Origin of the sequence: Kistimonas scapharcae (genome assembly GCF_039540975.1) — a bacterium.
Taxonomy (GTDB): Bacteria; Pseudomonadota; Gammaproteobacteria; order Pseudomonadales; family Endozoicomonadaceae; genus Kistimonas; species Kistimonas scapharcae.
In genome coordinates this window covers 1-11,717 of record NZ_BAABFL010000385.1, presented here as the reverse complement: position 1 = coordinate 11,717, position 11,717 = coordinate 1, and the positions used below count along the sequence as shown (strand labels likewise).

At 49.3% G+C, this 11,717-nt stretch carries 11 protein-coding genes; 3 read left to right on the top strand and 8 right to left on the bottom strand.

Annotated elements, in window-relative coordinates; genetic code table 11:
- Window positions 1-102: 102 nt before the first annotated feature.
- Entirely contained in the window at window positions 103-1,065 is a 963-nt protein-coding gene (locus ABD892_RS14125) for a hypothetical protein (RefSeq protein ID WP_345196467.1), read from the top strand.
- 114 nt (window positions 1,066-1,179) lie between these two features.
- On the opposite strand, the gene ABD892_RS14120 is transcribed toward ABD892_RS14125, so the two are convergent.
- The 4 genes from ABD892_RS14120 to ABD892_RS14105 form a co-directional block, all read right to left on the bottom strand.
- Entirely contained in the window at window positions 1,180-2,250 is a 1,071-nt protein-coding gene (locus ABD892_RS14120; protein ID WP_345196466.1) for a GIY-YIG nuclease family protein, read from the bottom strand.
- A gap of 291 nt (window positions 2,251-2,541) precedes the next feature.
- Window positions 2,542-4,296 carry a formate--tetrahydrofolate ligase gene (locus ABD892_RS14115; RefSeq protein ID WP_345196465.1) on the bottom strand — a complete coding sequence of 585 codons (1,755 nt, stop codon included), beginning with the start codon at window positions 4,294-4,296 and terminating at the stop codon, window positions 2,542-2,544.
- A 442-nt stretch (window positions 4,297-4,738) separates the two neighbouring features.
- Window positions 4,739-5,974 (bottom strand): hypothetical protein, encoded by a 1,236-nt coding sequence (locus tag ABD892_RS14110; RefSeq protein WP_345196463.1) that lies wholly within the window; start codon window positions 5,972-5,974, stop codon window positions 4,739-4,741.
- Between the two features lie 297 nt (window positions 5,975-6,271).
- Window positions 6,272-7,282, bottom strand: a complete 1,011-nt coding sequence (locus ABD892_RS14105; RefSeq protein WP_345196462.1) for a methyltransferase — start codon at window positions 7,280-7,282, stop codon at window positions 6,272-6,274.
- Window positions 7,283-7,532: 250 nt separating this feature from the next.
- Between ABD892_RS14105 and ABD892_RS14100 the strand changes: the two genes are divergently transcribed.
- Entirely contained in the window at window positions 7,533-8,849 is a 1,317-nt protein-coding gene (locus ABD892_RS14100; RefSeq protein ID WP_345196461.1) for a DEAD/DEAH box helicase, read from the top strand.
- On the opposite strand, the gene ABD892_RS14095 is transcribed toward ABD892_RS14100, so the two are convergent.
- The 4 genes from ABD892_RS14095 to ABD892_RS14080 form a co-directional block, all read right to left on the bottom strand.
- Window positions 8,803-9,351, bottom strand: a complete 549-nt coding sequence (locus ABD892_RS14095) for a hypothetical protein (RefSeq protein ID WP_345196459.1) — start codon at window positions 9,349-9,351, stop codon at window positions 8,803-8,805. The genes ABD892_RS14100 and ABD892_RS14095 overlap by 47 nt on opposite strands.
- A 121-nt stretch (window positions 9,352-9,472) precedes the next feature.
- Window positions 9,473-9,682, bottom strand: a complete 210-nt coding sequence (locus ABD892_RS14090) for a hypothetical protein (RefSeq protein ID WP_345196458.1) — start codon at window positions 9,680-9,682, stop codon at window positions 9,473-9,475.
- Between the two features lie 175 nt (window positions 9,683-9,857).
- A complete protein-coding gene (locus ABD892_RS14085) occupies window positions 9,858-10,208 on the bottom strand; it encodes a hypothetical protein (protein WP_345196456.1) in 351 nt (116 codons plus the stop codon).
- Between the two features lie 106 nt (window positions 10,209-10,314).
- Window positions 10,315-10,932, bottom strand: coding sequence for a cysteine hydrolase family protein (locus ABD892_RS14080; RefSeq protein ID WP_345196455.1), 618 nt, complete (start codon window positions 10,930-10,932; stop codon window positions 10,315-10,317).
- Between the two features lie 172 nt (window positions 10,933-11,104).
- Here ABD892_RS14080 and ABD892_RS14075 point away from each other — a divergent pair, with 172 nt between their 5' ends.
- Entirely contained in the window at window positions 11,105-11,491 is a 387-nt protein-coding gene (locus tag ABD892_RS14075) for a hypothetical protein (RefSeq protein ID WP_345196453.1), read from the top strand.
- The last annotated feature ends 226 nt before the right edge of the window (window positions 11,492-11,717 follow it).

Genomic DNA, 11,717 nt, shown 5'->3' with positions numbered 1-11,717 from the left:
CTTAATCCCGACAGATCTTCAGCTGATCAACTTAAGAAAGCGGCTTGAGTTGGGGCGACAACTATGTTGACAAACACCGAAACTAAGCTTCAGTATCTAGACGTGAAAAAGGATGAAGTTGTATATTTGCGTGGCTTGTCAGCAGCAGAAGTGCAATCACGCATTGAATCAACTAAAGATATCCCTCCTGTTGAAGAACTACAAACGCTTACATTAAGAAAGAAAAAGAAGAAAAAGAAAAAGAATCCAGAATTGTGTGTGGACGCTGCAGATGCCGGGAGTGTAGATAATTCATCTAGTGTTGCGCCAGTATCAAAAAAATCTATTCCAAAGTTGCAGGGTGCTGAAAAAACAACAATATCGTTGGATGAACCTTCTAAGTCTGATGAGCACGCTGAGATTGAAAATGTAGAGGGGGCTTTAGCATCAGGCTTTGAGGCAGAAGGTGTCTCCGGTAGCGGTATAGAGACTGAAGGTTCTGTTTCAGGAATGTCAGAGGATAAAACGGTTGCTAATGCTATTACTAATCTTTTAAGCACCAATTGGGATAGTAAAGTTCGACAAGCCATAGCGGAATTGGAAGCCTCCAAAAAAGAAGGAGAGGAAAATCATATATATAATATACAATGGCTCAACGGGGTAATTGATGACATGGCAAAGTCAAAAAGAAAGAAGGAAAAGGGGGTTGAAGCGCTAAGGGAACATTTAGCCTGGGAACATATTCACTCTGTGTTTAAGGGTGGTCATAGGGAGGTGATGAGAGAACACCTGAATAAGGCAAAAGAGCTTCTCCTCATGAACTTAAGCAGAAAAGTAGGGGTGCAATATCAGGATATGCCTGAGCCCAAACAGTTAGAAGCTGATGTTTATGCTCAATTAGAAAGGGTGAAAAATATCTTGAGTCCAGCGGATATTGATGAATGGCTGTTTGGTATCACATGCCAAACGAGAAGTATTGCGCATGTTTATAGTCACTTTAAGGCGATTTACCCAAATAACCAAAGATTTGTACAGCTGTATCGATCTTGGTATTCGCTAAAGAGCTTATATCCCTATCAATCCTGATGAGTTCGTTGGTGTTAATGTCTGTTCTTGAATAAAACACGTTGTGTAACGATGACAAGACATTAACCACTAGCGCCTCATGAGTCATGAGGCGCGTTTGCAATATTGTTTTTTTCAGTGACGAATGATTGAGTGGGTCAGAGCCTGGGCTCTGTTATCCAACTCTGCCAGCATCTGGCTGATCTTTTCCTTCTCTTCATTCATCTGGGCACTGGTGCGGCTCGCACGGGACTGGCGATGACGCTCAATGGCTTCGCGAATACGCTTTTCCTTGCCGCAGATGGTTTTTGAGACTTCGCTCAATGACGGATGTGCCGCAGCGGCCTCTGTCTGAACCTGTTCAGTGGCTGTTGTAGCCTCTTCTGCAGCGATCTCGGCGACGGCCGGTTTGGCTGTGATGTCGGTCAGCGACTCGGTTGCTGAGATGTCACCTGCCAATACCGCATCCGCCGCAGCGGTAATGGCCGCAAGCTGGGCAGAAATAGCAGAGTCCAGTTCAAAGCTGCCCAGGTCAACCAGTGAGCTGCTGCGGGAGGCGCGCACCGGCTGAACGGGTTCAACGGGTTTAGGTGCTTCTGGTTTGACGGTGGTTTGAACGGGTACTTCTGTCGCCTGCGGTTTGGCGACCGCGGGACGAGAGACCTCAATGGTTGCCACCGTGCGTTCCAGCGGACTGGGTTTCGCTTCCCTGGGTTGTTCGGTGGCTTCCTGTTTCACGGAGGCAGCCTTGATAATGCGTCCCTGAGGTTTTTCCTCTTCTGCCTCCACCTTTTTCTTTGCGGTGACGGGCACAGGCGTTTCATCATCATCGTCGCTGAAATCACTGTCACCGCCGAGCAGGGACATCAGTTCCTTTTCGATGGCGGAGATGGAGCGGCTTTTACGGGGCTTTTTCTTGGGGGAAATGCAAACCGTGGTAGTTTTATACCCCTTCAGACTCTTGGCGTTGAACAGCTCAATGGCATCCTGTTCCACCTCGGCCAGCTCTTCACGGGTTTCAACATAGTCGTACACGTCAACGGAGAAGTTGTCGGCGCCGTGGACACGAATGTCCTTGTAAAGGGGGTAGTCGAGCTGCTGCTCGGCAGCAGCCACCATCTTCTGCCATTGGTCGTCGAGGTCGTTGCGCGTGTTGCCGACATAGACCTGGTTCGTGATTTTGTTAGTAATGGTGAAGATAATCAACGGGGACTCCGCTACAGCCTTTTACCTTGAAATCACCCTGTGTCCGGCATGCCGAAGGTGCCGGTTAACAAGGGTGCGCTCATGGATGTGAAACAGGTCGGCAATTATAACGGCAGGGGCGGGTGATGGTAGTCTCAGGCGGTCAGTAATTGTCGCAGCAGTTCGTGCGCTTCCGGGCTTGACTTACCGGGTTCTGGCGATCAATTCCGGTACGGCGTGGAATGCCAAAGACTCAGTGGCGCCAACCCGCATCCGGGTATCGGATTGGCGTCACTGAGCAGGCAATAGCGATTAACTCAGGCCGGTAATATGGCCATTGTCGTCAATATCGATATTCATGTAACCCGGCTTCGAGCCGAGGCCCGGCATCGTCATGATCTGACCGCAGAGGATATAGACAAATCCGGCACCTGCAGACACGCGAACCTCTCGAACCGGGAAGTCGAAACCAACCGGCGCGCCTTTCAGCATCGGGTCGTGAGAGATGGAGAGCGGCGTCTTCGCCATGCAGACCGGCAGGTTGCCGTAGCCCTGGGCTTCCAGTTCGGCAATCTGCTGAGCAGCTTGTTCGGAGAAGTTCACCGTTGCTGCACCATACCCTTTGGTTGCCAGGGTGGTGATCTTGTCCTGCAGGCCTGTGTCCAGCGGGTAGAGACGTTGGAATTGTGCAGGCTGCGTGCTGCAGGCCTGTTCCACTTCGCTGGCCACTGCCATGGCGCCTTCGCCACCGAAACGGAAGGTGTCGCTGATAGCTGCACCGGTGGCGCCGAATTCACGGGCTTGCTCCAGCAGCCAGTTCAACTCTTCTTTGGTGTCATCCGGGAAGCGGTTGACGGCAACCACCACGGGCAGACCGTAGCGCTTCACGTTGTTGATGTGCCACTGCAGGTTGCAGACGCCTTTTTCCAGCGCTTCCTGGTTCGGCTCAATCATGCCCTTGTCCAGCGGCTTGCCCGGTTTCAGGTCAAACAGGCCGGAATGGGATTTTAGGCCGCGCAGGGAGCAGACCAGTACCGCTACATCGGGTGTCTTGCCGGAGTAGTGTGCCTTGATGTTGCAGAATTTCTCCAGACCCATGTCCGAACCAAAGCCGGCTTCGGTGACGACATAGTCGCCCATTTTCAGCGCCAGGCGATCGGCCAGGATGGAGGAGTTGCCGTGGGCAATATTGGCGAAGGGGCCAGCGTGGATCAGGCAGGCACCGCCTTCCAGGTTCTGCATCAGGGTCGGGTTGATAGCGTCTTTCATGATGGCGGTCATCGCACCGGCCACTTTGAGGTCTTCGGCGGTGACGGGCTTGCCATCCAGGTCATAGGCCAGGATCGCTTTACCAATCCGCCGACGCATATCCTGAATGCTGTCGGTCAGGGCCAGGATGGCCATCAGCTCGGAGGCTACCGTGATGTCGAAGCCTTCCTCGCGGGGCACGCCGTTCATGTTCTCGCCGGTAGTGTTGCCCGGTTGCCCGACTGTGATGGTGCGCATGGCGCGATCGTTGTGGTCAACGACCCGTTTCCAGACGATACGGTTCTTGTCAATTTTGAGTGCTGTCAGACCACTGCGTTGCTCGAATGCTTCATAACCTTCACGTTCTTCGTGATACAGGCGGCTGTCGAGTGCCGCTGATGCCAGGTTATGGGCGCTGGTGATGGCGTGAATGTCACCGGTCAGGTGCAGGTTGAAATCTTCCATTGGCACAACCTGGGCGTAACCGCCACCGGCTGCACCACCCTTGATACCAAAGACGGGACCCATGCTGGGCTGGCGGATACAGCTGATCGCTTTACGGCCGAGCATGGACAGGCCCATGGTCAGACCAATGGTGTTGACGGTCTTGCCTTCACCAAACGGTGTCGGTGTGATGGCGCTGACGAGCACCAGTTTACCGTCGGGTCTGTCTTGTAATTTGTTGAGGGAATCGATACGCACCTTGGCCTTATAGTGGCCATAAGGTTCTATGTCCTGGTGCTCTAGACCGAGCTGGGCTGCAACATCAGTGATGGGTAACAGGCGTGCACTACGAGATATCTCGATATCAGACTTCATGGAACCGGGAGCCCCCTAGGTTAAGGTCGTTATTCGCTACCTTGCAGAGGGGGACGATGGTGACAGAAGTTCAGATATGCAAAATTGATCTAACGCAGGGAATGTTTCTCATTTAGCGGGCTTAGAGGTATCTACGTATCCTCGAAGTTGTTGTGCGCTGTTTCGATGATATCCAAGTGAAATTGACTGACTCTTTTATTAAGTGATGATAAATAGTTTGATATTTATGTGCCTATAAGGTGCTTTAAAAAATGCTTTATTTATGAACTACTTCATTGTTTTTTTCTTATTTTAGCGAGTCGTTGATAATAGCGACTGTATCTGATGTCAATCTTATTTCTGATAATAAAAGCCTTATTTATATGTCGATTCTTTTTTGTTAATAGTTTTATTGGATAGTTCATGTTGCTGTTTGTGCTTTTGTTATCGTGTTTAAAACTTTTTAGTCTATAGATATACTTTTCATTTGATCTACAAATTCCTGTGCCGCGTTTTGATTATACTCGCCCTCAATGATTTCCATTGTGGTGATGTTGTAGAGTACATCGATAATCTTAACTGTGAATTCTGCTCTAGGAAGATGTCTGCATCTAAGTTGAGATCTTGCTTCAGGTTTTGTGTGATGAAATATTATGCATATGGTAGGAGTTTGAATGTGGATTTTTCTTCTTTTAAATGAATAATCAAATGCGCCTTCTAATCTGCCCACGTTTCTGCATGGCACTATGAGCGGCTTTTCTTTAGTGATTGCTCTATTATTAATATCGATGTGAGCGTTTTTAAATTTTATGTCTGGATGATGTGAGTGAATAAAGTTAACGAATTTTGTTAGCAGTGCGTCTTCAATATTGATATGTGCAATTCTATCAGCCTCTTTTAATTTATCTACGGCGTCTTTGTCCGCAATAGCTGGTGGTGTAATAAATAAAGAGAAAACTCTTTGAGTGGTGAGTGATTTGTCATCCGGCTGGACTGTACTGATATCGGGTGTTGGTTCTCGCGGTGCATTTTCGGCAATGTGAGCGTCTGTTATAGCAGCCGATAGTGCAGTTGTTTCTACTGGAACAAAGGCAGCTGCGCCCTGTTCATGAACAGGTATATCGCCACGGGTTGTTACCCGCAGTTCAGAGCTTGGCCTGCGGGATGATGGAGTATGTATCACAGCGGTTGATGGTAAAGTCATCACTTCCTTCTCTGGTGATGGTCCTTCAATAACGGTATTGGATATGCCTTTTCCCGTCCCGGTCAACAGATCTTCATCATCGCCGGATGATGCGGATAAGTCGGCTAAATTCTGAAGGCTGTTACTGCGAGAGGGAGCGGCGTTAGATTCTACATCACTGTGAATGCCTTGCGCTCGTGATTCTTCTTCATATTTCCCAGGATTTATTGAACTGAGCGTTGTTTCAGAAACATTCAATGTGTCGTCTCTTTGTCCGCTTAACGAGGGAAGCAGCGATTGTTCCTCTTCATTGACTTGTCGTGCAGGGCGCCAACAGCAACAAGTAAAGAGTAATTTGAAGAATGTAAGGATCCTGTCGCACCAGGTAAGAAACGCAGCTTCTGAGGGAGAGGTTATTCTTATGTTTCTTGTGCCAAATGGGCGGGTTACGCTTGTGTTCTCATCCCTACTGCCTGTTCGCTGCCCATGGCGACTCATGGAGGATGGATCAATCATTGCGGGTCTCCGGATGATTTAAGTCATGTTTCAGGTATTACTATATATATGACCTTGTTGGCTTGAATTCGTTCCATTTGTTTTTTTTTCAAAAAACGATTGTATTTTTAACCTTATTTTATTTGTTGTTTTTGATGGGCTTTTGTTTCTTTTGGAGGGTATTGGTGGTGGGTCATATGGAAAAATGCTTCGTTGACCGGTGGGTATGTCGTGCAATGTTTAGCTGGCAATATATGCTTTTATCTACACATCAATGTATACGTATTATGCCGTTAATCGATGGCCAGACTAGCCATTCTATTTTATCGCTATCACCATGGAGTCTGCGCCTTGCAGGTGTTCGATTCGCGTTCCGCTAAATCCTGCCGCTTCCAGCCAGCTGCAGCAATCTGCACCGGTAAAGTCAAATCCGCCCTGCGTTTCAACCAGCATGTTCAAGCTCATCAGTAATCCATGCGTATTTTCCCGGCGATCATCGTCAATCAAGGATTCATACACCACCAATGCTCCACCTTCTGGAAGCGCTTCAAACGCTTTTTTAATGAGAAATTGTTTTTTGCCCATATCCCAGCCGTGAAGGATATGTCCCATTAGAATGACATCTGCACGAGGAAGGGGGTCTACGAAGAAATCACCAGAGACATAATGAAGCCGGTCACTGAGTGCGTGCTGGCTAACATTGTGGTTAAAAAAGCGGGCAATACGTTCCAGGTCAAAGCCTACCCCGGTTAAGTGGGGATGAGACAATGCAACCTGTATGGCGAGATCTCCCTCTGCGGTACCGATATCAGCGAACGTCTTAAAATGGGACCAGGGGAATTGGCGGGCAATACAGCCATTTGAGGTTTTACTCACTCCGCTCATGGCGCTTATGAACTGGGCGAGTTTGTCATCATCTTCATACAAAATGCTGTAAACATCTTCATTTCCATCAGCGAAATCATGTTGGGGTTTCCCGGATTTGATGGCATCAGTCAATCGCCCCCAAACCGGGTATAAATGGTGATTGGCGAGTTCAAGAATACTTCCAATGTATGACGGATGATCTCGGTTTAAAAAGAGCGCTGTCTCTTCGGTGTTTTGATATTGTCCCTCGTGCCGTTCCAGAAACCCCATGGACACAAGGGCGTCAAGAAAGTCCTGAGCGCCGCGCGGGTGGAGCTTTAGCCTTTCGGTCAGGGCGTTCAGGTTGGCAGGGGCTTTTGCCAGTTCGGTAAAGAGATCCAGCTCCAGGGCACTCAGCAGGACTTTTGAAGACCAGAATGCCAGTCCGGTTTGCAGGATTCGGTCCGGTGCTGGTATAGACATGGTTTCTGCTCGTTTTGGAAGTTATGACTCGCTTTGGCGCTGTATGGCCAAGATAGATGCTTCTGCCAGCTGAAGCATAGACACAAGTGCTTTTACACACCATGTTTCGAAAGCAAGGATTTTGTCGATGGATTTGAGCTCCAATCCTCGGTGCTAAGGCAAAGCAATAATAGTAATTGACTGACAGATACTGTAGTCTGCACGGCCTCCAGCCGGGCTGGTTATTTAATGTGCAATACAGAGAGAAATTATGAGCTTTGCCTCCCTGGGACTATCTGCCCCCATCCTTCAGGCCATTGCTGAGCAGGGCTATGAAACGCCTTCGCCGATCCAGGCCAAGGCAATACCGGCCATTCTTGAAGGCAAGGACGTTATGGCGGCAGCCCAGACCGGAACGGGCAAGACGGCCGGGTTCACCCTGCCCATCCTTGAACGACTGTCGCAGGGGCAACGGACCCAGTCCAACCAGGTGCGAGCACTGGTGTTGACGCCGACCCGTGAGTTGGCCGCCCAGGTGGGGGACAGTGTGGCAACGTATGGCCGGCATCTGCCGCTGCGTTCTACCGTGGTGTTCGGTGGCGTGAAAATCAATCCACAGATGATGAAGCTGCGCCGCGGCGCTGATGTGCTGGTGGCAACGCCGGGCCGGCTGCTGGATCTTTACAACCAGAATGCCGTGAAGTTCAACCAGCTGGAAGTGCTGGTGCTGGACGAAGCTGACCGTATGCTGGATATGGGCTTCATTCATGACATCCGCAAGATTCTTGCGATTCTGCCGGCCAAACGCCAGAACCTGCTGTTTTCCGCCACCTTCTCGGATGATATCCGCAAGCTGGCTAAGGGCCTTGTACATAATCCGGTAGAAATCTCTGTCAATCCGCCAAACAGTACAGCCAGAAAAGTGAAACAGTGGATGTGTCCGGTGGATAAAAAGCAGAAGTCTGCTCTACTGACCCAGATGATTCATGATAACCGCTGGCAACAGGTGTTGGTGTTTACACGCACCAAGCATGGTGCAAACAAGCTGACTCGTCACCTGGACGGTGAGGGCATCAAGGCGGCGGCTATCCACGGGAATAAAAGCCAGGGTGCACGGACAAAGGCACTGGCAGATTTCAAGGCAGGGGCGATCCGCATCCTGGTAGCCACCGATATTGCCGCCCGTGGTCTGGATATTGATCAGCTGCCCCAGGTGGTCAACTTTGATCTGCCCAATGTGGCGGAAGATTATGTGCACCGCATCGGTCGAACCGGTCGTGCCGGCGCCAGTGGTCAGGCGATCTCTCTGGTCAGTGCGGACGAGTTCAAGCAGTTATCCGATATTGAGCGGTTGATCCGCCAGGTGCTGACACGAAAACTGGTTGATGGCTTTGAGCCTGTGCATGATGTGCCGGAGTCCCGCCTGGATACCCGTCCACCGCGCCCGAAAAAACCCAAAAAGCCGAAGCAGCCGAATACTGGCAAGGAAGCGGCATCTCGTTCGGGGCAAGCCCGTAAAACGAGTGGAAAGCCAAAGGTATTCAAGCCGGCCGCCAGGAAAGCCCGTAATCGTCCACAGACGCCGTGAGCCTGTCAGCATCAAGGGCTGGCGGACAGTGTGGGGGATGAATCAACTCGTGGCGTGAGTGGATCTCAGGTATATCGCTGTCATTCCACTCGTTCATGAGTCGGCATTTGACCGTTCGTGTCCGTCCGTCGAATTCCGAACTGAGCCCTGTGAGCGTAGTGCAACGCAGGGCGTTTCTCATCTGCTCGCGGTTGTCTGGATAAACATTGATGGTGACGTTGTAACGGCCATCCTGTAACAGCTGATAATCGCACTCTGAAAACTGAATATTGGAAAATCGTGCAATCTTGCCCGGTTTGATCAGGACTTCAGTACTGCCCAGATAGACGGCGCGAAGGGACGGAAGTGTCTGGTCGGCGCTGTGCTTGCTGTCCCCATCAAAATAGGCGACGACGATAATTTTTTCATGCAGGGCTTTCAGTTCGGCACTGGCCCATTCAGATAATTCGACCGAAATTGAAAACTGTGGCCCGTTGATGCTCGTGTCTGAGCAGGCTGTCATGAAATATATAGACAGAAAAAGAAAATATAAACGAAATATATTCTTGTAAAGGCGCATGACGGCAGGGTATTTTCCGGTTGCATGAATGGTAAATGACCCAGTAAAAGTAGCGCATTGTTGCTCATTGCAGCAGAACAAGTTTTTCTTGTAGCCGGTCTATTGCCTGTTGGTGACGGGTGATAGCCGTAAGGTCATTTCGCCCCATCGCTTCCTGTTGGCGCTGCTGGTGCCGCTCTATTGCCCGTAACGTACGTTGCAGACGCACCTGGCAGGTGGCAGAGCCGCACTGGGGGGTGTGGCGATTCGCACAGGTTTTGCAAAGAGTGCTCATGGGACCGTTGGCCAGATATTCATTGTGAGACTGGGCATCATGGCTGAATCAGGCGCTGGTTGTATTGATATGGGCAGTGGTGGAGATGAAACGGTATTCCGGCACCCGGATAAGACGGCTTCTGCTGTATAGCCTTATGGGTTGAAAACCGGCTGAACGGTCGGGTCGATGAGTGTCATGGCTCCTCTGGCGACACGACTTTGGTCAGGCGAACACCGTCGACCGTCATCTGCCAGACGCCGTCCACCTGGCGGGGTGGTTCTGACACATTGAACGTTGTGGTCAGAAATCCAATGCCGACCACAAAGTCATCCCCCGCAAACTCGGCCAGCGGGCCATTCACGCTGGTTGTCGTACGACCTTGGATACGCTGGTAGTTCACCGTGCCGTCAGGGTGAATGGCGATAACCATGTTATGGCTGGTCCAATAGCCGGCGTAATTCATCCGGTTCTCGGGGAGTGGTTTGCCGCAGCCTGTCAGGAGCAGGAAGAGTATGGTGAGGATCAGTGGTTTGTTGATGGCCATGCTTCATCCATGAAGTCGTGTTTTTGATATTCTGTTTACCCTAACACCAATCTCACTGGAAGTGACGCCTATACAATGGCGATGGTTTACTGAAGCACGTACTTATTCAACTATCGCTTTTCCAGGACTGCAAAAGGGTATCGGCAGTCACCAGCTCAATCTGGTGGATAAAGCGGGGCAGAAGGGTGTCCAGCACGGCATGCTGTGTCTGATCCGATGAACCGGCCACTGCGTCGGTCACAACAAGGGTTCGATAGTCACGGTCTACCGACGCCAGCACGCAGGCCAATACGCAATAGTTGGTTTTTACACCTGAAAATATCAGGGTGTCAGGTCGTTGCTTGTCCAATATTCCCTGAAATGCCTGACTTTCAAAGACTGAGTAGGTGTTTTTGTTAATGGTATTGTCAGGATGAGAAAGCTGATCCAAAGGCTCAACCAGGTCATATTGCTCCGGCGGCAGTTGACCAAAATCGGCTGTCAGCCATTGGTGATAGTGTGCCTGCCACGGCGAAGCCGGCGGCTTATTGATCTGGTGCGGAAGAAAGCGGGTGAATACCGTACTCTGTATTTTATTGCGCGCTATATTGGCGATAACCGGTACGATAGCCTGCAGGCCGTCACAGTAAAAATTGCCGGGTTCAGCAAACATTTTCTGCATATCAATCACTATATGTAATGCATGATTACTGAGAGGACCGAAGCGCAGCATCTGAGATTGCATGGTTATTTGTCTGTTAGTTGGATTTGTAATTAATAATTTAACTGATATTCGATATGGTTTTTCTATAGTGGGTCAGTTAAGCCTTTGGTTGAATAGGTTGTTTGCTTGTGTCTCGGTATAGTAATCGTGATGTTAACAACATGATTCAAATAACAAATAAAAGGAGTATGTTATGAGATTATATATCCAGCCGAGTTTTTCTGTGAAAAAAGGATCTGTCGCCCCTGTGAAATCTGGTGCGTCATCTAATGCCAAAGCAGCTTTTGCTTTTAATGGTGTGCGTAGAACAAAATGCACAGGTTCATCTGCAATAGCGAAATTAATACTTTCAGGAAGCGCACCTGTACATAAGACACGTTATGAAAGAATGGAAATGAATATTAGGAAGATTGTGAATCTTCATGGTGCGGATAATGAAGCATTGTATCAGGAAATAAAGAAAGACTGTAAGGACTTTATTGATGCGTTCAATAAAGATAGATCTGAGTACATGGATTTGATTAATACGTTGAAAAGTGTTGCTCTTCTGAAAAAATCAGAGGCAACGTTTGGTAGGTAAGGTTTTTTGTATATCAAGGCTGCTGATTAAGGCAGCCTTTTTTTTGATATGCATTTTGGGGAGTATGAATAGGTTTTTTCAGTGATTTATTTGTTTTTGTGAAATAAAAAGTTAGGCGAATGCAGCAATAACTACACATAATGCTACCTGATTACCACCTAACATAAGCCATTCTCCCGTCTAAACTTACGACACTGGTTTTCCTTGGGTTAGGAGACGTGTCATG